The 21,220-nt window shown below is 69.1% G+C and carries 20 protein-coding genes and 1 pseudogene; 9 read left to right on the top strand and 12 right to left on the bottom strand.

Going from position 1 to position 21,220, the window contains the following annotated elements:
* Position 1 precedes the first annotated feature (1 nt).
* On the bottom strand, positions 2–1,243 hold the full coding sequence (gene trpB, locus NOCYR_RS17620) for a tryptophan synthase subunit beta (RefSeq protein WP_014351755.1): 1,242 nt from the start codon (positions 1,241–1,243) through the stop codon (positions 2–4).
* Between the two features lie 179 nt (positions 1,244–1,422).
* Between trpB and NOCYR_RS17615 the strand changes: the two genes are divergently transcribed.
* Positions 1,423–1,890 carry a B-4DMT family transporter gene (locus tag NOCYR_RS17615; protein WP_228792663.1) on the top strand — a complete coding sequence of 156 codons (468 nt, stop codon included), beginning with the start codon at positions 1,423–1,425 and terminating at the stop codon, positions 1,888–1,890.
* 44 nt (positions 1,891–1,934) lie between these two features.
* Here NOCYR_RS17615 and aroB read toward each other — a convergent pair whose 3' ends face one another.
* The 6 genes and pseudogenes from aroB to NOCYR_RS17585 all read right to left on the bottom strand — a co-directional run bounded on the left by aroB (position 1,935) and on the right by NOCYR_RS17585 (position 8,796).
* Complete coding sequence (aroB, locus tag NOCYR_RS17610; RefSeq protein WP_014351753.1) at positions 1,935–3,059, bottom strand: 3-dehydroquinate synthase; 1,125 nt, start codon at positions 3,057–3,059, stop codon at positions 1,935–1,937.
* Between the two features lie 350 nt (positions 3,060–3,409).
* Positions 3,410–3,931, bottom strand: a pseudogene (locus tag NOCYR_RS30550) (shikimate kinase); the annotation flags it as partial.
* Entirely contained in the window at positions 3,928–5,145 is a 1,218-nt protein-coding gene (aroC, locus tag NOCYR_RS17600) for a chorismate synthase (protein WP_048834251.1), read from the bottom strand. The pseudogene NOCYR_RS30550 and the gene aroC, both read right to left, overlap by 4 nt.
* A gap of 96 nt (positions 5,146–5,241) precedes the next feature.
* Entirely contained in the window at positions 5,242–5,772 is a 531-nt protein-coding gene (locus tag NOCYR_RS27955) for an A24 family peptidase (RefSeq protein WP_014351750.1), read from the bottom strand.
* Between the two features lie 97 nt (positions 5,773–5,869).
* Positions 5,870–6,550 carry a TetR family transcriptional regulator gene (locus NOCYR_RS17590; RefSeq protein WP_014351749.1) on the bottom strand — a complete coding sequence of 227 codons (681 nt, stop codon included), beginning with the start codon at positions 6,548–6,550 and terminating at the stop codon, positions 5,870–5,872.
* 20 nt (positions 6,551–6,570) lie between these two features.
* Positions 6,571–8,796, bottom strand: coding sequence for an MMPL family transporter (locus tag NOCYR_RS17585; RefSeq protein WP_014351748.1), 2,226 nt, complete (start codon positions 8,794–8,796; stop codon positions 6,571–6,573).
* 101 nt (positions 8,797–8,897) lie between these two features.
* On the opposite strand from NOCYR_RS17585, the gene NOCYR_RS17580 reads away from it, so the two are divergent.
* From NOCYR_RS17580 to NOCYR_RS17565, 4 genes are read left to right on the top strand one after another with little or no spacing between them, the layout of a single operon-like run.
* Positions 8,898–10,025 carry a M24 family metallopeptidase gene (locus NOCYR_RS17580; RefSeq protein WP_014351747.1) on the top strand — a complete coding sequence of 376 codons (1,128 nt, stop codon included), beginning with the start codon at positions 8,898–8,900 and terminating at the stop codon, positions 10,023–10,025.
* Positions 10,026–10,060: 35 nt separating this feature from the next.
* Positions 10,061–10,624 carry an elongation factor P gene (gene efp / locus NOCYR_RS17575; RefSeq protein WP_014351746.1) on the top strand — a complete coding sequence of 188 codons (564 nt, stop codon included), beginning with the start codon at positions 10,061–10,063 and terminating at the stop codon, positions 10,622–10,624.
* A 6-nt stretch (positions 10,625–10,630) separates the two neighbouring features.
* Positions 10,631–11,140 carry a transcription antitermination factor NusB gene (gene nusB, locus NOCYR_RS17570; protein WP_014351745.1) on the top strand — a complete coding sequence of 170 codons (510 nt, stop codon included), beginning with the start codon at positions 10,631–10,633 and terminating at the stop codon, positions 11,138–11,140.
* Positions 11,140–11,397, top strand: coding sequence for a YciI family protein (locus NOCYR_RS17565; protein WP_014351744.1), 258 nt, complete (start codon positions 11,140–11,142; stop codon positions 11,395–11,397). The genes nusB and NOCYR_RS17565 overlap by 1 nt, the downstream gene beginning before the upstream one ends.
* A gap of 63 nt (positions 11,398–11,460) precedes the next feature.
* Here the strand turns inward: NOCYR_RS17565 and NOCYR_RS17560 are convergent, their stop codons facing one another.
* Positions 11,461–12,897, bottom strand: coding sequence for an MFS transporter (locus NOCYR_RS17560; protein WP_231855949.1), 1,437 nt, complete (start codon positions 12,895–12,897; stop codon positions 11,461–11,463).
* Positions 12,898–12,944: 47 nt separating this feature from the next.
* Between NOCYR_RS17560 and soxR the strand changes: the two genes are divergently transcribed.
* The gene (gene soxR, locus NOCYR_RS17555; protein ID WP_014351742.1) at positions 12,945–13,418 is read left to right on the top strand and encodes a redox-sensitive transcriptional activator SoxR; all 474 of its coding nucleotides are present in this window, start codon (positions 12,945–12,947) and stop codon (positions 13,416–13,418) included.
* Positions 13,419–13,464: 46 nt separating this feature from the next.
* Here soxR and NOCYR_RS17550 read toward each other — a convergent pair whose 3' ends face one another.
* Positions 13,465–14,979, bottom strand: a complete 1,515-nt coding sequence (locus NOCYR_RS17550; RefSeq protein ID WP_014351741.1) for a serpin family protein — start codon at positions 14,977–14,979, stop codon at positions 13,465–13,467.
* Positions 14,980–15,466: 487 nt separating this feature from the next.
* On the opposite strand from NOCYR_RS17550, the gene NOCYR_RS17545 reads away from it, so the two are divergent.
* Positions 15,467–15,997, top strand: coding sequence for a DUF4334 domain-containing protein (locus NOCYR_RS17545; RefSeq protein WP_014351740.1), 531 nt, complete (start codon positions 15,467–15,469; stop codon positions 15,995–15,997).
* A 258-nt stretch (positions 15,998–16,255) separates the two neighbouring features.
* On the opposite strand, the gene NOCYR_RS17540 is transcribed toward NOCYR_RS17545, so the two are convergent.
* Positions 16,256–17,230, bottom strand: a complete 975-nt coding sequence (locus tag NOCYR_RS17540; RefSeq protein WP_048833483.1) for a quinone oxidoreductase family protein — start codon at positions 17,228–17,230, stop codon at positions 16,256–16,258.
* Positions 17,231–17,313: 83 nt separating this feature from the next.
* On the opposite strand from NOCYR_RS17540, the gene NOCYR_RS17535 reads away from it, so the two are divergent.
* A complete protein-coding gene (locus tag NOCYR_RS17535; protein ID WP_014351738.1) occupies positions 17,314–17,889 on the top strand; it encodes a TetR/AcrR family transcriptional regulator in 576 nt (191 codons plus the stop codon).
* A gap of 105 nt (positions 17,890–17,994) precedes the next feature.
* Here NOCYR_RS17535 and NOCYR_RS17530 read toward each other — a convergent pair whose 3' ends face one another.
* Together NOCYR_RS17530 and NOCYR_RS17525 are read right to left on the bottom strand one after the other, a co-directional pair.
* Positions 17,995–18,699 (bottom strand): HD domain-containing protein, encoded by a 705-nt coding sequence (locus NOCYR_RS17530; protein ID WP_048833482.1) that lies wholly within the window; start codon positions 18,697–18,699, stop codon positions 17,995–17,997.
* A 192-nt stretch (positions 18,700–18,891) separates the two neighbouring features.
* Positions 18,892–19,518 (bottom strand): alpha-ketoglutarate-dependent dioxygenase AlkB family protein, encoded by a 627-nt coding sequence (locus tag NOCYR_RS17525; protein WP_014351736.1) that lies wholly within the window; start codon positions 19,516–19,518, stop codon positions 18,892–18,894.
* 125 nt (positions 19,519–19,643) lie between these two features.
* Here NOCYR_RS17525 and cycA point away from each other — a divergent pair, with 125 nt between their 5' ends.
* The gene (gene cycA, locus NOCYR_RS17520; RefSeq protein WP_014351735.1) at positions 19,644–21,122 is read left to right on the top strand and encodes a D-serine/D-alanine/glycine transporter; all 1,479 of its coding nucleotides are present in this window, start codon (positions 19,644–19,646) and stop codon (positions 21,120–21,122) included.
* Positions 21,123–21,220: the final 98 nt, after the last annotated feature.

Below are 21,220 nucleotides of genomic sequence, written 5' to 3'. Positions count from 1 at the left end.
CTCAGGCGCTCGGGTCGAGCCGGTCGGCGGCGATCGCCAGGTCTTTGTCACCGGAGCCGGACAGGCACACCACCACGAGTGAGTCGCGGGCCAGTTCACCGCGCTCGGCCCGCTCCAGCAGATGCCCGACCGCATGGGCGGATTCGAGGCCGGCGAGCACGCCCTCGGTGCGGCCGAGCGCTCGCCGTCCGCGCACGGCGGCGGCATCGGTCGCGGTCCGTGCGCGCACCCGGCCGCTGTCGCGCAGGTAGCTGAGCTCCGGCCCGACGCCCGGATAGTCGAGGCCGGCGGCGATGCTGTGGGTGCGCAGGATCTGGCCGTCGGCGTCCTGCAACAGATAGCTGAAGGCGCCGTCCACTTCGCCCGGGCTGCCCGCGGTCAGTGTGGCGGCGTGCTCGCCGTCGGCCCGGCCCCGGCCCGCGGCCTCGACCGCGACCAGTTCCACCTCGCGGTCGGCGGTGAACGGATGAAACAGCCCGAGGGCATTGCTTCCGCCGCCGACGCAGGCGAGCACGAGATCGGGCAGCCGGCCTTCGGCGCGCAGGATATCGGCGCGGGCCTCGGTGCCGATCACGGTCTGGAAATCGCGAACGATCCGCGGATACGGCGCGGGCCCGACAGTTGTCCCGAGCAGCAGGTGGGTCTCGCCCAGATTCCCCACCCAGTCCCGGACCGACGCGGTGATCGCTTCCTTCACCCGGCCCGTCCCGGTCTCGACCGGCCGCACCTCGGCACCGAGCAGCCGCATCCGCGCGACCGGGCCGGGCTGGCGGCGCACGTCCTCGGTGCCCATGTAGATCACGCAGTCCAGCCCGAGCATCGCGCACACGGCCGCGACCGCGCCGCCGTGCTGACCCGCGCCCGTCTCGGCCACGATCCTGGTCTTGCCCATCCGCACCGCCAGCAGCGCCTGGCCGAGCGCGTTGTTGATCTTGTGTGAGCCGGTGTGCGCCATATCCTCGCGCTTGAGATACACCCGCACGCCGGGCACGCCGAGCGACGCGGCGAAGCGGGGCACCTGATGCAGCCGGGTGGGGCGACCCACCCGCTCGCGCAGCAGGGTGTCGAGCCGGTTGGTGAAGGCCGGATCGGTGCGGGCCTGGTGATAGGCGTGTTCGAGGTCGAGCAGTGCGGGCACCAGGCCTTCGGGAACGTAACGTCCGCCGAATGCGCCGAATCTGCCGTTCTCGTCCGGATATACCTCGTGCCGACCGGCCGGCTGCACACCGAGATCGAGAACCATCGAGCCTTCGCCTCCACAGTCGAGAACCGACCAGGAAGTCTCTACCAGTGCCGCGACCACTTCACCATCACTGGGAAACGCCGCAGTGAACTGGTGGTTATCGCCCCGCGCAAGACACGCACCACTCCTGTAACGGGTTCTAGTTTTGCGGGAGGGGGCCGAGGGTTATGGTGGTCGGCATGACAGCTTGGGTGTTGCGGGCCACAGTGCTCGGTGCGCTGGTCGTCGGCTTGCGGGTCCTGCTGGGGTTCGGCATGGTGAACTGGCCGACGCAGGGCGCGTGGATGCGGTTGCTGTGCCTGGTGGTGATCATCGGCGCGGGCGTGGGATGGGGCTTCCTCGATGGCCGCCGCGACCGGGCCGCGCACCCGGACGCCGACGGCGGCGCCGATCTGACCATCCCGTGGCTGAAGGCCGCGGTGGCCGGCGGCCTCGGCAGCGGCCTGGTGTGCTGGATCCTGGACATGGTGCCCGGATTCATGCTCGACGACAACGGACTGCTGTTCGAAATGACGGCGGGCGCGTCGTTCATCGTGCTGCTGATCTTCATCCCGGGCCTGGCCGGCATCGCGCTCGGACGCAGGCTCGGCGGCAAGAACGGTTCCGCCGCGACCGGTCCGCATCAGCCGGTAGCCGCAGCGTCCTGACTCGATGATCCCCCGGAGCCGGACTCCGGGGGATCAGCGGCGCCCTACAGCAGGATCGCGCCGCCCGAGCCCGGTTCCGGGTCGCGGGCGATCGCCGAATAGGCGGCGGCCAGCAGTGTCGGATCGGGACCTTCCAGCCGGCCCGGCTTGGCCAGGCCGTCCAGAACCACGAAACGCAAGACGCCCGATCGGGTCTTCTTATCGGTCTGCATCGACTCCAGCAGCTGCGGCAGCGCGTCGGCGTCGTAGGTGGTGGGCAGGCCGACGCTTTCCAGCACGGTGCGGTGCCGGTCGGCGGTGGCGTCGTCGAGGCGACCGGCCAGCCGGCCGAGTTCGGCGGCGAAGACGAGGCCGACGGAAACGGCGGCGCCATGACGCCAGCGGTAGCGTTCCCGGCGCTCGATCGCGTGACCGAGGGTGTGGCCGTAGTTGAGGATCTCGCGCAGTGCGGCCTCCTTGAGATCGGCGGCCACCACCTCCGCCTTGACCGCGATAGCCCGGCGGATCAGCTCCGGCAGCACCTCGCCGGTGGGATCGAGCGCGGCCTTCGGATCGGTCTCGATCAGGTCCAGGATCACCGGATCGGCGATGAAACCGGCCTTGATGATCTCGGCCATGCCGGCGACGATCTCGTTGTGTGGCACCGTTTCCAGGGTGGCGAGATCGACCAGGACCGCGGCGGGCTCGTGGAAGCAGCCCACCAGGTTCTTCCCCGCCTCGGTGTTGATGCCGGTCTTCCCGCCGACCGCGGCGTCCACCATCGCCAGCAGCGTGGTGGGCACGTGCACGATCTGCACCCCGCGCATCCAGGTGGCGGCCACGAAGCCGGCCAGGTCGGTGGCCGCGCCGCCGCCGAGGCTGACGATGACGTCGTTGCGGGTCAACCCGATGCGGCCGAGGACCTCCCAGCAGAAACCGGCCACGGCCAGGTCTTTACCCGCCTCGGCGTCCGGGATCTCGATGCGGTGGGCGTCGATCCCGGTGTCGGCCAGTGCTTTGCGCACCACTTCGGCCGTCTCGGCCAGCGGCGGCTGATGGAAGATCGCGACCGTGCGCACCCCGGAACCGGCGCCGGTGACCGACTCGACGAGCTCGCCGAGCAAGCCGCGGCCGATGATCACCGGATATGGGTCGGCGGTGCGGACCTGGAGACGACTCGGCTCTGTCACGTGCTCTGCTCCGATTCTGTGCGTTCTTGTTGGGTGCGTGCGCGAGCGCGTGCCCGCCGTGCCCGCGCACGGCGAGACCGCCCGGTGGACGAGGAACCCGCCGTCGCGGCGTGCTGACCGGCGGCCGCGCCGGACTGACCGGTGGTCTTCGTGGTCTGTGCGGTGGTCTTCGCGTTCTGTTCGGTGCTACCGGTCTGCCCGTTGGCGGCGGCCTGGGCGGCTCGGCGGGCCGCCGCCCTGGCCCTCGACCTGCGCCGGGCCCGGGATCTGCTGCTGCCCTGGGGGTTGGTGCTGCGGGGCCGGTTCTGCTGCTCGCCGGCCTCGCCCGCGGCCGGGCGCACCGACTCCAGCGACAGTTTGCCCATGATCATCTTCACCACCCGGCCGGGGCTGCGGCCGTCGGTACGCACCCGCACCGTGGCGACCTCGCGGTACAGCGGGCGGCGGCGCCGCATCAGCTCGCGATACTTGGCCCCGGGGTCGGCACCGTTGAGCAGTGGACGAGCATTGCTGGTGCCGGTGCGGCGAAGTCCTTCGGCCACACTGATTTCCAGGTACACCACGGTGTGCTCGCGCAGCAGCGCCCGGGTGTTCTCCGAAAGCACCGCGCCGCCACCGAGGGAGACCACACCGGGTTCGTCGAGGACGGCGCGGCGCACCACCTGCTCCTCGATCTTGCGGAACTCCGCCTCGCCGTCGGTGGCGAAGATATCGGCGATGGTGCGTCCGGTTTGCTCTTCGATACCGGCGTCGGTGTCGTAGAGCTGCACTCCGAGTTCGCGGGCGAGCTTGCGGCCGATGGTCGATTTACCGGCCCCGGGAGGTCCGACCAGCACCACACGCGGAGCGCGCGGGTCGGCCTGGGAGGTCATCGCGCCCGACTGTCCGCGTCGGTCGGCGCCACATGCGGACGGGAGCTGATGCGCTTGACGTAGCTGGTGATGTTGTCGGCGGTCTCGGCGAGCGAATCGCCACCGAACTTCTCCAGCGCCGCCTGCGCGAGCACCAGCGCCACCATCGACTCGGCCACCACACCCGCCGCGGGCACCGCGCACACATCCGAACGCTGGTGAATCGCCACGGCTTCCTCGCCGCTGCTCATATCGACCGTCGACAGCGCCCGCGGCACCGTGGAAATCGGCTTCATCGCCGCACGCACCCGCAGGGCTTCGCCGTTGGTCATGCCGCCCTCGAGCCCGCCGGCCCGGTTGGTCGAGCGCAGCACACCGTCGGGGCCCGGCTTCATCTCGTCGTGAGCCTGGCTGCCGCGCCGGCGCGCGGTCTCGAAACCGTCGCCCACCTCGACACCCTTGATCGCCTGAATGCCCATGAGCGCGGCGGCCAGTCGCGAGTCGAGGCGGTTCTCACCGCTGGTGAACGAGCCGAGACCGACCGGAAGTCCTTCGACCACGACCTCGACCACGCCGCCGAGGGTATCGCCGTCCTTCTTGGCGGCCTCGATCTCGGCGATCATCGCCGCTTCGGCGTCGGCATCGAAGGCGCGCACCGGGCTGGCGTCGATCGCGTCCAGGTCGGCCGCGGTCGGGACGTGGCCGGTGGTGTTGGCGGCGGTGCCGATCGAGATCACATGCGAGACGACCTCCACCCCGAACGCCTGGCGCAGGAACGCACGCGCCACGGTGCCCGCGGCGACCCGGGCCGCGGTCTCGCGGGCGCTGGCGCGCTCGAGCACCGGGCGGGCATCGTCGAAGCCGTACTTGAGCATGCCCGAGTAGTCGGCGTGACCGGGACGCGGACGGGTGAGCGGGGCATTGCGGGCCAGATCGGCCAGCTCGGCCGGGTCGACCGGATCGGCGGACATCACCGTGGTCCACTTCGGCCATTCGGAGTTGGCCACCTCGATGGCGACCGGGCCGCCCATGGTGCGACCGTGCCGGACACCACCGACGATGGTGACCTTGTCGGCCTCGAACTTCATCCGGGCGCCGCGCCCGTACCCGAGGCGACGGCGCGCCAATTGTGCGGAGATCTCGTCCGACGTCACCTCGACCCCGGCCACCATCCCCTCGAGGATGGCGACGAGAGCGGGACCATGGGATTCTCCAGCAGTTATCCAGCGCAGCACGCCGTCCATCTTCCCATGTGGACGCTCCCGGCCGGGAAACCGGTCCACCGTGATCAGCGGCACCCTCCTCGCCTGCGCCGAATGGTTGCCGCGCGGTCACCCGAACCCCACGGCGAGCACCGTCGCCAGGCACATCGACGGACCGTGCGGCACGGTGAGCGGACCGGCCCTGGTCGTGGCCGCCGGTGCTCGGCTGCGGCGCCACAACGGATCGCTACCGCTCCACGGTGCCGGCCGCGTGACGAATGATCCGCTCCGCACGTCGATCGGAGCGGATGTCATGAGCACGGCCGCGCCCAACACAGCGGTGAGAACGGGCGCGCCGACCGCAGCCCAGACCCACGCCTGCCCGCCGTGCATTCCCGCGGCCGCCCCGAGCCCCACGGCGAGCTTCACGTCGCCCGCCCCGAACGCGGCCGGCCGCACCAGATGCACCAGCAGATAGGGGACGGTCAGCAGGGCAGCTCCCATGAGCGCCCCGGTGAGCCCGCCGGTGCACAGCGCGTAGCCGAGCACGCCCACGGCGCCCGGTCCGGTGAGCAGATCGGGCAGCCGCCGACTCCGAATATCGCTGACACTCAACGCGATACACCAGGCACCGAAGATGACGAACGCCAAGGTTTCCATGCCTCGACTGTCGCAGCTCGAGCGCAGGCCGAGGGCCCGGATCGGCCCGTCTGTGGATAACCGCGCCTGCTGTGAACAGAGCTTGTTTCGGCCGGTGTCAGAAACTCACGCCGGCGGCGAGCCGGTCGAGTGCGTCTTCGAACATCGCCACCACATCGAGGTCCGGATTGTCGACCCAGCGGCGCATGTAGCCGAGCGCGATGCCGACGACCGCTCCGGTGAACCAGGTGATCTCCGGGTCGTCGCCGTCGCGTCCGGTGCGTTGCGCGACCAGCTCGGCGATCGCGCGTTCGATGGCCATCAGGTTGGTCAGGGTGGCCCCGCGCAGGCCCGGTTCTTGCAGCATGAGCCGGGTGCGGCGGCGCCCGAGCGCGATATCGGCCTCCGACATCTCCGCGGTCACACCGTGAAAGGCGGCGCGCACCGCGTCCACGACGCCCACATCGGCGGGCTGGTCGGCGAGCTTGGTGAACAGGACGTTGTCGAACTCATCGGAGATGACGAGATCTTCTTTGGTGGGGAAGTAGCGATACACGGTGCTCGGCGCGACCTCGGCCGCCGCCGCGACCGCCTCCACCGGCGTGGCGTCATAACCGTTGGCCTCGAACAGATTCATGGCATGACGCTGGATGGCCGCCGCGGTCCTGGCCTTCTTGAGCTCACGCAGCCCGCGCGCCGGCTTGGTGGTGCCGGCGGGCGCGGGGGACCGGCCGGCCGCCGGCCGGGAGGTTTGCTTTCCGGCAGCTGCGGATTGCTGATCTCCGACCGACGACCTCACCGTGTACCCCACTCCCTGTGTCAATCCCGCGACGGCGGCTGACTCGATTCTGCAACAGCGGCCGCGTCCACGGTCTGCGCGCCGCGCGCGGGCACCACGGCCGTGGGGACAGCGGGTGCGGCGAGCTCGTCGAGTTTGCGCCCCTCGACGTCGATCTCGGGCAGTATCCGGTCCAGCCACCCGGGCAGCCACCAGCCACGGGCTCCCAGCAGCGACATCATCGCCGGGACCAGCGTCATCCGGACCAGGAAGGCGTCGAAGAGCACCGCGGCCGCGAGCGCGAAACCGAAGGATTGCACCATCGGCGTGGCCGAGAACAGGAATCCGGCGAAGACGCTGATCATGATGATCGCCGCCGCCGTCACCACCCGGGCACCGGCGGCGAATCCGTCGATGATCGCGGCATCGGTGCGCTGCCCACGCAGATGCTCCTCGCGCATCCGGGTCACCAGGAACACCTGGTAGTCCATCGCCAACCCGAACACCATGCCCACCAGCATCACCGGCAGCAGGTTGACGATGATGCCGGAGGACTGCACCCCGAGCTGATCGTTGAACCAGCCCCACTGGAACACCGCGACCACCACACCGAAGGTGGCCGCCACGCTGAGCAGGAAGCCCGCCGCCGCCACCAGGGGCACCAGCACGGACCGGAAGACCAGGATCAACAGCACGAACGCCAGACCGCCGACCAGGGCGAGGTAGGGCAGCAGCGCTGCCCGCAATTTCGCCGACGAGTCGATATCGAGGGCGGTCTGGCCGGTGACCATGACCTGGGCCGCACCGGGCAGGGCGTTGCCCGCCTCGTCGCGGATGGTGGCCAGGACGTCCCCGGTTTCGGCATGTGCCGGGCCGTGTTCGGGGATCACCGCCAGCAGTGCGGTGGCGCCCGCGGCATCGAGAACCGGCGGCGCGACCGCGGCCACACCGTCGATGCCGTCGATGATCGTGCGTACCCGAGCCGCCGCGGCGGCCGCGGTGCCGTCGGCGCCGGCGTCGACGACGACGGTGAGCGGCCCGTTGACCCCGGGTCCGAATCCGTCGGCGATCAGGTCGTAGGCCTTGCGCTGGGTGGTGTCGGCGGGTGCGGTGCCGTCGTCGGGGAAGCCGAGCCGCAGATCCAGCGCGGGCACCGCGGCGAGCAGCAGAATCGCTGTCGCGCCGAGCATGACCGGCAGCCGGTAGGCCACCACCGCCGCGGCCCATCGCCGGCCCATGGTGATGCGCGTGGGCGTGGTGTCCCGGCGGGTGCCGCGGGCCAGTCGTTCGCCGCCCCAGCCCAGCAAGGCGGGCAGCAGCGTCAGGGCCGCGATGACCGCCATCGCGACGGTGAACGCCGCGGCCAGACCCACCTGGGTGAGTGCGGGAATCCCCACCACCGTCAACCCGGCCAGCGCGATGATGACGGTGAGCCCGGCGAACAGCACCGCGGATCCGGCCCGCCCGACCGCCTGGCCTGCCGCCTCGGACAGTGGGTAGCCGGAGGCCGCCAGCTGCCGGTAGCGCAGGATGATGAACAGCGAATAGTCGATCGCGACCGCGATGCCCAGCATCAGCGCCAGTGCCGAGGTATCGGTGTTGAGGTCGGCGAATCCGCTGGCCGCGCTGATCGCGGCCAGCCCGACCGTGAGTGCCGCGGCCGCCACCAGCAACGGCAATCCGGCCGCGAGCAGGGATCCGAGAGTGATCAGCAGGACCACCGCCGCCACCAGCACGCCGATGGTTTCGCCCGCGCCCTCGTCGGGCGGGGCCGCCGCGTCGCCGCCGGCTTCGGCAGTGAACCCGGCTTCCCGGGCGACGGTAAGGGCCTCGGCGACGGCGTCGCGATCGGCTGCACTCAATTCTTCCCGACTCACCCGGTAATTCACCTCGATCAGGCCGGTGCGCCCGTCCGGGGCGATCGCGTCCTCGCCGAGTTCGCCCACCTGTGCGATGTGCGGTCCTGCGGCCAGCCGGTCGCGGACCTGGTCGATCGTCTGCGTCGCATCGGCGAGACGAGCGCCCTCGGGCGCGACCAGCACCACCCGCGCGACCGCGCCGCCCGCGGCCATGCCGGGGAAACGCTCGGTCATCACATCGATGGCCCGCTGCGATTCGGTGCCGGGGACGGTGAACGTATCCGAGGTCGGCCCGGACAGCGCGGCCGCCGCCGCGATCGCCCCGGCCAGCACCGCCAACCACACCACCACGACCAGGCCGCGGCGGCGGAAACTTCCGATTCCCAGCCGATAGAGCAGCACTGACATAGGAGACACCACCTATTTGAGAGTGAACTAGTAATTCGAAGTGTACTCCTAAAATCTGGTCGGGTGTCGGGCCTCCCGCACGACGGCGGTAGCGTTGATCCATGTCTGCTGATGCTGCGGGGCTGCGGCCCGACTACGCGGCGCGTCGCGGCGCGCTGCGGAGTCTGCTGGTGGAGAACGAGATCGACGGGCTCTTGGTCACCGACCTGGTCAACATCAGATATCTGACCGGGTTCACCGGTTCGAACGCCGCGCTGCTGGTCTCGTCCTGGGACGCCCGCGATGCCGAGGAACGCACCGTCATCAGCACCGACGGCCGCTACCGCACCCAGGTCTCCGAACAGGTGCCGGACCTGCACGCCGAGATCGTGCGGGCCTGCGCGCGCCGGGTGATGGAGCTGGCCGGGGAATGGCAGCTGGGCCGGGTCGGCTACGAGAGCCATGTGGTCACCGTCGACGAGCACCGCGGCTTCGAGGAGTTGAGCACCGGCCTGGAACTGGTCGCCACGCCCGGCCTCGTGGAGCAGTTGCGCATGGTCAAGGACGCCTGCGAGGTGGAACGGCTGCGCGCTGCCTGCGCGGTCGGTGATGCCGCGCTCGCCACCCTGCTCGAACGCGGTGCGCTGCGGCCGGGCCGCACCGAACGTCAGGTGGCCCGCGACCTGGAATGGGCGATGTTCGAGCACGGCGGCGAGGCGGTGGCGTTCGAGACCATCGTCGCCGCCGGGGCGAATTCCGCTGTCCCGCACCATCGTCCGACCGATGCGGTGCTGGCGGCCGGCGACTTCGTCAAGCTGGACTTCGGTGCCGTCGTCGGCGGGTACCACAGCGATATGACCCGCACCCTCGTGCTCGGCCCGCCCACCGACTGGCAGCGCGAGGTCTACGAGCTGGTCCGCCAGGCGCAGGCGGCCGGTCGCGAAGCCCTGCGCCCGGGTGTACCGGTCGCCGATGTGGATGCCGCCGCCCGTGCCGTCATCGACGCCGCCGGGCACGGCGCGCTGTTCGTGCACGGCCTCGGGCACGGGGTCGGACTGCGGATCCATGAAGCGCCCGGAATCGCCAAAGCGGGCACGGGTACACTGCTGTCTGGCGTGGCGGTGACCGTCGAACCAGGTGTGTACTTTCCCGGCCGCGGCGGGGTCCGGATCGAGGACACGCTCGTGGTGCGCGAAGGGGGCCCGGAACTGCTCACCCGCACCAGCAAAGACCTGACCGTCGTCGAGTGACGCCGGTCGCCGAGAACCGAGGAGATCCGAAGACAGTGGCGGACACCAGCGACTTCAAGAACGGCCTCGTGCTGAAGATCGACAATCAGCTCCAGCAGATCGTCGAATTCCAGCACGTCAAGCCGGGCAAGGGCCCCGCTTTCGTGCGGACCAAGCTGAAGAACGTGGTCTCCGGCAAGGTCGTCGACAAGACGTTCAACGCTGGTGTGAAGGTCGAGACCGCGACCGTCGACCGTCGCGATATGACCTACCTGTACCATGACGGCTCCGACTACATCTTCATGGACGGCGAGACCTACGACCAGATCCACTTGGGCGAGAACATCGTCGGCAAGGCCGGTGGGTTCCTGCTGGAGAACATGGGCGTGCAGATCGCCATGCACGAGGGCGAGGCGCTGTTCATCGAGCTGCCGGTCTCCATCGAGGTCGAGGTCACCCACACCGAGCCCGGCCTGCAGGGCGACCGCTCCAGCGCGGGCACCAAGCCGGCCACCATCGAGACCGGTGCCGAGGTGCAGGTCCCGCTGTTCATCAACGTGGGCGACAAGCTGAAGATCGACACCCGCGACGGCAGCTACATCAGCCGCGTCAACTCCTGACGCCGCATGGCGGACCAGCCCGCGGACAAAAAGCCCGCATTCAAGAAACTCGGCGCGCGCCACAAGGCCCGGCGCCGGGCGGTGGATCTGCTGTTCGAAGCCGAGGCCCGCGATATCGATCCCGCTGACCTGATCGACGAGCGGGTCGAGCTGGCGGTCACCGATCAGGCCGTCGCGCCGGTGCACGCCTACACCCGCACCCTGGTCGAAGGCGTCGCCGACGACCTCGACCGGGTCGACGGCACCATCGAGTCCTACCTGCAGGACTGGACGCTGTCGCGGCTGCCCGCCGTCGACCGCGCCATCCTGCGGATCGCGGTCTGGGAGTTGTTCCACGCCAACGATGTGCCGCCGGTGGTGGCCGTCGACGAGGCGGTGGAACTGGCCAAGGAGCTGTCCACCGACGACTCGCCGTCGTTCGTCAACGGCGTGCTCGGTCAGGTGGTGCTGGTGGCGCCGCAGGTCCGTGCCGCCGCGGCGGCCACCCGTGCACCGCGTCCCGAACCGGAGCAGTGATGCACAAGTACCTGGTCATGGTCATGCGCACACCCCGGTTCGATCCGGCCGTGGTGGAACCGCACAAGCAGTTCCTCGCCGAGCTGCGCGACAAGGGCATGCTGCAGGAGACCGGCCGCTTCACCGACGGCACCGGCGGCGCCTACATCGTGCTGGCCGAGTCCCTCGACCAGGCCCGCGAGATCGTCTACACCGATCCGGTTCACACCACCGGCGCCTCGGAGGTCACGGTCTACGAGTGGGAGATCACCGGCTGACGATCAGCTGACTACGAGACGGTCCCGGCCGGAACTTCCGAGTTCGGCCGGGACCGAGTCGTTTCAGCGGCCGCGCGGTGTCGCCCGCCACGCGGTGAACGTTCCCGCGACGGTGATCGCGGCGATCCCGAAGGTCATCAGCCGCGAGGAATCAAGCACCGAATCCCCGCCGAGGTTGACCAATGTGCCGGCGACGGCGGAGGTCACCGTGTAGGCGATGAGCTGGGTGGTGCTCAGCGCCGCCGCAGCCTTGGCGCCCTCGTGCTCGTCGGTCGTGCTGGCCATCGCCGCCACGCTCAGATGCGGGAAAGCCAGGCCGATACCGACGCCCGCCACGAAAAGCGCTGCGGCCCACAGGAGTACGAGAACAACGGCCGCGTCGTCGGTCTGCGCGAATCCGTAGACGAGCAGGCCGCACGTGAGCAGAACCGGCGCCGTCCGGATGGCCCGCCGCGCCGCGGCCGGACCGAGGTTCACACTGAACAACTGCGACACCACCCATCCGACGGAGAGCGCGGCGCCGAGCAGGCCCGCGGCAAACGGTGCCAGATCGCCGAGTTCCTGGCCGAACAGCGGAATGAAGTTCTCCGTCATCACGCCCGCGCACAACGCTGCGACGGTGAGGTACACCCACTTGAGCGAGTTATCGCGCTGATAGGTCGAACGCGGGAGAACCGAAGGCCCGCCACGCTTTTCGGCGACGAGGAACACGCCGAGCAGCACCGCACCCGCTGCCATGCATCCCGCGGTGGGCCAGCCCGCCGATACCGTCGAACTGATGCTGAACACCGCTGCCGCGGCGGTGAGCAGCGCCAGCGACAGCAGCGGCAACCGGCTGTGTGAAGGTGGGGCCGCAGCGCGCGGCGGCAAGGCGCGATAACCGAGCACCGCCAGCACCGCGGCCGCGAGCATGAGCAGAGCATAGGCCCAGCGCCACGCGCCGAACTGGGCGAAGGCGCCGCCGAGGGTCGGGCCGACGAGTGTGCCGACGCCCCACATCGCCGAGACCAGCCCCGCGGCCCTGGCCCACAGGTGGCTGGGTAGCGCCGCACGAATCACCGCATAGCCGAGCCCGGCCAGCAATCCGCCGCCGAAGCCCTGGATGACGCGCCCGACCAGCAGCAATTCCATCGTCGGGCTGAGCGCGTTGGCCGCGGCACCGGCCCCGAAGGTGAGAAAGCCGACGAGGTAGGCGCCCCGGACGCCACGGTTGCCGAGAACCCGGCTGACCAGCATCGAGGCGATGACCGCCGCCATCAGGAATCCGGTAGCGACCCACGCGTAATAGTCGGCGCCACCGATGTCGTCGACGATCGAGGGCATGAGCGCGGCGGTGAAATACAGATTCATCGCGTAGAGCGCGACACCGCCCGCCAGGATCGCCACGCTCGCGAGATGCTTGCGGGACAACAACTCACCCCAGCCGCCGGTGGGCGGATTCGTCGTCACTGTGGCGTTATCGGAGGGCTTTTCGTGCTCATCGAGCGAGGTAGAGGTCACGAGCAGCTACGCTAGAACTTCAAGTTCACTTTAAGTCAAGGAGTCCGATGGGGAAACCGGCACCGACCGACCTGCTGACCGTCGGCGAGGTGGCGCACCGCGCGGGAATCGCCACGTCCGCGGTCCGGTTCTACGAGGACCAAGGGCTGATCACCTCGATTCGCACCTCCGGAAATCAGCGACGCTTCCGCAGGCACGTGCTGCGCAGGCTGTCGCTGATCCTGGTCGCCAAGCGCCTCGGGATCCCGCTCACCGAGGTCGCCGAGGTCTTCGCCTCGCTGCCGGAGGACCGGATGCCGAGCAAACGCGACTGGCAACGGATCTCGAGGCGCTGGCAATCCCACCTGGCCGCGCGCCGACGCGAACTCGAAGCCCTCGAACGCGAACTCACCGGCTGCATCGGTTGCGGCTGTCTGTCGTTGCAGACCTGCTGGGTTCTCAATCCGGGCGATTCACTCAGCGATGAGGGGCCCGGTCCGCGCCGGTTGCCACATGCGGACGCGGCGAGTACTGATGCGTGAAGAACACGGCCCGGCTACGTGATGCCGTGAGATCGACCAGGTGGTCTCACTGGTAATTGGGCGGACTCGGGTCGGCAGGTGGGCGGCGCAGCGGGGTCGTCGGTGAGTCCTCCGCCGGTGGCCACGGTGGGGCGGGTGGCTGGGGTCGAGCCGATGGCCGGGGTGTCGGCGGGGCGGGCGACGGTCGTGGTGGGGCCGGGATCGGCGGTGCGGACACGGCCGGCCCGAACGGTGCCCGGGGCGGTGCTGGATATGGCTGGGGCGGTGCCGGATGTGGCCGGGGTGGTGCTGGATGTGGCTGTGGTGGAGCCGAATGTGGGTGGCGGGGTGCCGGTTCCGGTCGTGCAGGCGATAGACGCCGATGGCCGGGCACCGGAGCGCTCTGCTCACGTGCGGGAGGCCGGTACTCCTCGGGCCGGGAGGCGATCCAGCCGGCCACGATAGCGAGGCCGGTGGGGCGGTGCACGGCGAGGAAACCGAAGGGGCGGTCGAAAGTCGCGGTGCAGACGGTGATCCGGTGTTCGGTGGGCGGGGGAGGTTTACTGCCGGGAGCCATGCTGAACGCGGTGACCGCGGCGGCTTCGAATCCGTCGGCGGTGAAGCGAGCCAGCACGTCCTGTGCGCCTTTGTTGATCCGCAAAGGAGCCGGGGAGATTCCGGGGAAGTGGTGCCCTGGTGTCATCGCCGCGGTCACGCCGAACAGGGCGGCCAGGTCCGGGCCGCAGAGATCGTGCTCGGAGCGGACGTCGAAGGGTGGGAGTTTGAGCCGGAGCTGGTGCCGATTCCGTAGCGAGGTCTCCTCGCGCACAGTGAGTCCGGGGCCGACGGTGCCGATCGGGAGTTGGGTACGTGCTTCGATCGCTCCGGACAGCGCGTCCAACCCGGTGGTGAGCACCTGGGCGGGAGTTCCGGATCCTTGCAGCAGATGAACGTCTACATCGGCGGTGCCCTGCACGACGACGCGGGTAACCGGATCGGGCTCGTCCAGTATCGCCGCATCCGACAGGGCGGCTGTGGTGCGTGACAACGCGATCACGGTCGAACCCTGCCAAGGGCCCGATTCCGGGGTCATGTGCGTCTCGCGGAACTGATTGAGCCACATCGTGCGGGCTACCAGCGCGGTCGCCAGAACAAGCTCGGTGAAGTCATCGATCAGGAGTGGAAATTTCCTGATCAGACCGCGGGTATGCCGGTCGGCCCAGGTGTCGAGGGCAGCCTGATCGGTGAGCAGATCGACCGTGCCCGGCGGTAGGCTGCCCAGCCACTGGTCGTTCAGCGGCAGCCTGCGATTGACCCACACGCCGAGCGCGGCCGAGAGATCGACGGCCTGGCCCATGGTGTCCATCAGGCGCAGAGCCGCCGAAAGTGCCGTGCTGCCGGGCATTCCGGCCGCCGCTTCGAGTTGAGCCCGCGCGGGTCCGTCCGCGGCCGCGGCCATCAGGCCGAGCAATGGCCAGACACCGGCACCGGAGACAACGAAATCATCGTCTGCCGCCACCCCGCACCACCGCCGGGTGAGCTGGTTGGCGGCATCGACGTGGGGCTCGAGCAGCGTCTGCATGGGTTCACCCTATCGGCGGTGCGGCAGCAGCGGTGGTGTGACTCTGTACATGTTCTGGTTTGGTGTCCTCGGATCGGAGCGTGTGAAGTATTGCCGGACAGTCGGTTTCGATCCGGTGAGCCGAAGGGGCCTGGAGAAACACGATGCCCGTTACCGCCGCCGATGGACCCTGGAGCGTACTTCGTGTCAGAACCGATTGAAGGCAATAGTGTCGTGGGCGGGTCGAATCGCGCCGCGCGGAGTCGCGAGCGCCGAACCATGACCGCGCTCCCGCCGGGTGGGTGTACAGGACCCCGGCGGGAGCGCAATCACCAGCCGTGACCGGCTGGGGTCGAGATCGACGGTGGGCCGTAAAGTCCGTCCGTCGCGCTCGGTGCCGATCTTGCTTCCTCAACCGCACTCGAGGTCAAATCTGCTCCGGCTGACGCGCCATGTGAGAGACAGATAGACTTTTCCTCGCAACATTTCCACGGTGAGGAGTCGGGCGATGACCGAGAATCAGCGCACGGTATTGCGCGGACGCTGTACGCCGGAGCAGGCGTGGGCGGTGTTCGACGATCTGCCCGCTGCCCCGGTCGCCGCCGTGACCACCGGACGGTGGCGCGGCAGCGAGGTGGACACCGGGCATCCCTGGGCAGGTGTCCTCGTGGAATCCGGCTGGTACGGCAAACAATTCGACAGCCCCGACGCCGTGCATCCGCTGCTGTTCTCCGACCAGAACGGCTCCGTCTTCGCCGTCGATCCGCGCCGCGCCCCGCTGAGCCTGGCCGGGCGGTTCCCGGCCACCTGGTTGCGGCCGGTGCGCAACAACCTGCGGATCCTCGCTCCGGCGCTGCGCACCAAGAAGCCGACGGCGCGGTTGCGTGATATCGAGTTCCGGGGCGTGGTCAGCGCGGCCATGGTCTACGACCATCTGCCGATCATCGACCATTTCCGGCGGCTCGACGAGGACACCCTGCTCGGCGTCATGGACATGCGTGGGCTGGCAGAGCCGTACTTCTTCCTGCTCGAGCGCTGATCATCATGGGCGCTGAACATCACGAACGCTGATCATCACGAACGCTGGTCGCTGCGGGCGCTGGTCGCCGGGAGCGCTGGCCGCGGGCGCTGGTCGCCGGGAGCGCTGGCCGCGGGCGCTGGCCACCGCGAGCGCTGGTCACCGCGAGCCCTGATCGTCGGCCGTGTCAGTGAGGCTCATCGGCTGGAATCGGCATCCCGCACTGCCACATTCGCGCTCAGGGTGGGAGGGCGGGCGCTGGCCGGGCGACTCCCGCCGCTACCGATTCGCGCCCGGGCGCAAGATGATCTTGCCGATCGGGGTACGTGATTCGACCAACTCGTGCGCCTTCGCCGCGTCTTCGAGCGGCAGCGTCGTCTCGACGGCCGGCGCGAGCGAGTGGATTCGCGCGAGGATGTCGGCTCGGTGTGCCGCCAACCCCGCCAGCCAGGCCGGCCCCGCGCCACCGACGAGGGTGAGACCGCGGGGGAGCAGATCGCCGGCCGACACCTGCGCCGGTGCGCCGGACAACCAGCCGTAGCTGAGCATCCGGCCGCGTCCCGGAGTCATGAGGTCGAGCAGTCGTGTCGCGGAGGTGCCGCCGATGGAATCGAAGACGACGTCGATGCTCGCGCCGCCGAGCCGGTCGCGCAGGGCGTCGGTCCACTCGTCGGCACGGTGGTCGACCACCTCGGCGGCGCCGAGTTCGCGGGCGCGAGCGGTTTTGATAGGCCCACCCGCGGTGGCGATAACGCGCGCCGCGCCGAACTGTCCGGCCAACTGGACCAGGAAACTGCCCACGCCGGTCGCGCCCGCTTCCACGAGCACCGTCTCCGTGCCGGTCAGCCGGGCCGCCTTCAGCAACGCGATCGCCACCGAACCGCTCATCACCGCGGCCGCGGCCTCATCGGTGGATACACCGTCCGGGATGGGTGTGAGGGATTCGGCGGGTCCGCGCACGAACTCCGCGTAGGAGCCCGCGCCGGTGGTCTCCACGACGACGCGGCGCCCGATCAGGTTCGGGTCGACGCCGGCGCCCACCTCGATCACCTCGCCCGCCGCCTGGAACCCGAAGACCGCTGGTAGCTCGGCCGTCATCGGGAAAGTGCCAGAACGCAACAGAGTTTCGGGGTAGAGGACCGGGACCGCTTCGGCGCGCACCAGCACTTCGCCCGCATCCGGCTCTGGGGCAGGAACCTCGCGCGCGACCAGTACCTCTGGCCCGCCGATGTCCGTCATTACGATTGCCTGCATTAGAACTCCATAATTTGACCGACAGTCCACTTGCTAATTCGACGATATGGACCGCTGGTCAACTTGTCAACGAAAGTGGTGCGATGAGCGACGACCGTCCGACCGAACGCGCCGATGCCGCGCGCAATCGGCGCGCGATCCTCGACGCGACCCGGGCCCTGCTCGCCGAGCACGGCGCCGAGGCGATCACCATGGATCGCGTCGCCGCGGCCGCGGGCGTCGGCAAAGGGACGATCTTCCACCGGTTCGGCAACCGGGCGGGACTCTTGCACGAGATGGTCGCCGAGAGCGCGTTGACGCTGATGAACGCGGTCAAGGAGGGGCCGCCGCCGCTGGGGCCGGGTGCGCCGGCGGACGAGCGGCTGGTCGCGTTCTTCGAGGCGATGGCATGGCTGGTGATCGACAATCTCGAGCTGATGGCCGTCTACCGCAATGAGCCACCGCATCCGAGGACTGCCGAGTTCCACCGGTTCTGGTTCGACCACATCACTGCGTTGCTGCGCGAGGCCCGCCCCGACCTCGACGCCGAGGTCGTCGGGCGGTTGCTGCTGGACAGCCTGGCCGGCCAGACCGTGCCTGATCTGGTCCGGTCGGGCGAGACGGACCGAGTGTTGTCGGCGGTGCGTGCGTTGATGGAATCGGTGTTACGCGCGAAGTGATGTGCGGCTCGGCGCGTTCGAGTGTTGTGGCCGCGGCGCCGCGAAGCGTTGCGGCCCATCTGTGCTCGACCAGTGCCCCGGCATCAGGGCTTGACGCCGGTCGATTCAGCGCGGCGCCAGGATGGCGTCGAATCGTTGATCGGCCAGGTCGAGTTGTTCGAGGATGTGCACCTTGACGTGCTCGGCCAGCGGGGTATCCGCCCGCAGCACCAGGTCACGGTAGACGTCGGTGAGCGGCCGGTATTTGGTGGCGAGTTTGTGCAGGACCGGACCGGTGGCATACAGGATGCCCACGCCGTTGTCGGTGAAGTCCGACAGCTTCACCACCCGCGCCCACGGTGCGCGCTCGAGCGAGTCGGTGACGTGCTCGCGGTACTGCTCGTGCCGGTCGCGGGTGGGGTCGGGCGCCGGATTGGTCACCGCCCCAACGATATCGGCGACGCGTGCACCGAATCGGTCTGCGAGCGCGGCCAGCGCGGCCGATGCCGACCCCGGGCCGGCCAGTTCGGCGGGGTGGTCTTCCACCGAATCGTGCAGTAGCCCGGCGATCACCACGTCGGTATCGCGGACCTCGTAATGGCTGGCGATCCGGATCGCCACGCGCAGGAGATGATTGATGTACGGCTCGCGTCCGTACCGATCGTCGCGGTGCAGTTCGGTGGCCAGCTCGAGCGCGGCCGTGAGCCGTTCCGAGCCTGGTAATTCCGCCGTTTCCAGCTCGAATCGGCCGCGTAGGCCGTCTTCACCGTAGACATCGCTGATCGTGTGCAGCGGCATGACCGCCAGCACCCCCGCCCCAGGATCATTCATGCACCAAATGTAGCGGCGGGGTCCGACACATGCTGTGGCCGCCGCCACGTTTCCCCACATCCACCACCCGAAATTCGGTGGTGGACCCGAAATGTCCGTGGTGTCCTGTCTGCATACGCGAGCCGCGCCCACCTGGACATCGACCCGGGCCGGTCGGCGTAACGCGCTGCCGGTGATCGCCGCTCGGTGATCTCAGCGCACGTTGTGCGGGCGGAACTGGATGCTGATGCGGGGGCCGACGGGCTTGCGGGTCTTCGGAACCGCGTGTTCCCAAGTGCGTTGACACGATCCGCCCATGACGAACAAATCGCCATGGCCGGGGTGGAACTTCAGGCTCTCGCCGCCACCCTTGGGGCGCAGCAGCAATGGCCGTGGCGCGCCGAGCGACACGATCGCGACCATGGTGTCGTGGCGGGCGCCGCGGCCGATGGTGTCGCCATGCCAGGCGACGCTGTCGCCGCCATCGCGATAGAAGCACAAGCCCGCGGTGCGGAACGGCTCGCCCAGCTCCGCCTGGTAATGCTCGGTGAGTGCCTCGCGAGCCTGGTCGAGCAGCGGATCCGGCAGCGGAGCGGATTCGTCGTAGAAGCACAGCAGTCGCGGCACATCCACCACCCGGTCGTACATCGGCCGTCGTTCGGCGCGCCAGGGCACCGACGACGCCAGGTGTTCGAATAGTTCGTCGGCTCCACTGAGCCAGCCCGGCAGCTGATCCACCCATGCGCCCGCTGCCAGCGGCGTGCGGCGCACGCCCGTGAGGGGCGCCAATCCGGGCTCGCCCAGCCCGTCGAGTAGCGATCCCTGCAGCGACATGGTCATGCGAGAGAGCCTAACGCCATTCGAACATATGTGCTAGTACCTGCGATGCATACCCTATCCGCCGGGCCCGCGTCCGTCGCCGGATGGTCGAATGGGCTCTTCGCGCTTGATCCGGAGGGAGTTCCATGGCCGTGCTACAGAGCGACGGGGGTTCGGGGGACAACGAGAATCCCGCGGGGGGAACCGAGGGGCCCGGGCACCTGAGTCGCCAGCTCGCCAACCGGCACATCCAGCTGATCGCCATCGGCGGCGCCATCGGCACCGGCCTGTTCATGGGCTCGGGTAAGACGATTTCGCTGGCGGGGCCGTCGGTGATCCTCGTCTACATGATCATCGGGTTCTTCCTGTTCTTCGTCATGCGGGCGATGGGTGAGCTGCTGCTGTCGAACTCCGAATACAAGTCGTTCAGCGATTTCGCCGGTGATCTGCTGGGCCCGTGGGCCGGGTTCTTCACCGGCTGGACCTATTGGTTCTGCTGGGTTGTCACCGGTATCGCCGACGTGGTGGCGATCGCCGGCTACGTCGCGTACTGGTGGCCGGAGCTGCCGCTGTGGATTCCGGCGCTGATCTGTATCGCGGTACTGCTGGTGCTGAACCTGCCCACCGTGCGCGCGTTCGGCGAGACCGAATTCTGGTTCGCCTTGATCAAGGTGATCGCCATCGGCGCGCTCATCGTCACCGGGCTGGTGATGGTGCTGACCGGCTTCACCGGCGACAGCGGCAGCACGGCCTCGATCGCCAACCTGTGGAACGACGGCGGGTTCTTCCCGATGGGCCCGATGGGATTCGTGGCCGGGTTCCAGATCGCGGTGTTCGCCTTCGTCGGCATCGAGCTGGTCGGCACCACCGCGGCCGAGGCCAAGGATCCGGAACGGACGCTGCCGCGCGCGGTGAACTCGATTCCGGTGCGGGTGCTGCTGTTCTATGTGGGCGCGCTCATCGTCATCTGCGCGGTGACGCCGTGGCGGGAGGTTTCGGCCGACGAGAGTCCGTTCGTGGCGATGTTCAGCCTGGCCGGGCTCGGAATCGCGGCGAGCGTGGTGAACTTCGTCGTGCTCACCAGCGCCACCTCCAGCGCGAACTCGGGCATCTACTCGACCTCGCGCATGGTCTACGGCCTCGCCGGTGACGGCGACGCACCCGCCATCTTCGGCAAACTCTCCCCGCGCCGGGTGCCGGCCAACGCGCTGCGCTTCTCCTGCGCGTTCCTGATGATCGGCGTGGTGCTGCTGTACGCGGGCCAGTCGATCGTGGAGGCGTTCACCGTCGTGACCACGATCTCGTCGCTGTGCTTCATGTTCGTGTGGACGATGATCCTGGCCAGCTACCTCGCCTACCGCCGCCGTCGCCCGCATCTGCACGCCGCCTCGAAGTTCAAGATGCCCGGCGGCATCCCGATGGTCTGGGCGGTGCTGGGCTTCTTCGCGTTCCTGATCTGGGCACTCACCCAGGAGTCCGACACCTTGCAGGCCCTGCTGGTGACACCGATCTGGTTCGCGGTGCTGGGCCTGGCCTACCTGGTGGTCCGCCGCAGCCCGCACCACAAGGCCCTGCGCGACCAGCACCGCGACAAGGTCCTCGCCGAAACCTCCGCCCTGGGCTGATCGGAGGTGCCGGCTCCCATCTGGCCGGTCACACCTCGCATGCGGGGCCGGAAGCGAATTCCGGCCCCGCAGGTGTCGCGCCGGATGATCGGTCCCTG

This window comes from Nocardia cyriacigeorgica GUH-2 (assembly GCF_000284035.1).
Taxonomy (GTDB): domain Bacteria; phylum Actinomycetota; class Actinomycetes; order Mycobacteriales; family Mycobacteriaceae; genus Nocardia; species Nocardia cyriacigeorgica_B.
The sequence above is the reverse complement of the archived record's forward strand: the minus strand, read 5'-3'. Positions and strand labels throughout refer to the sequence as shown.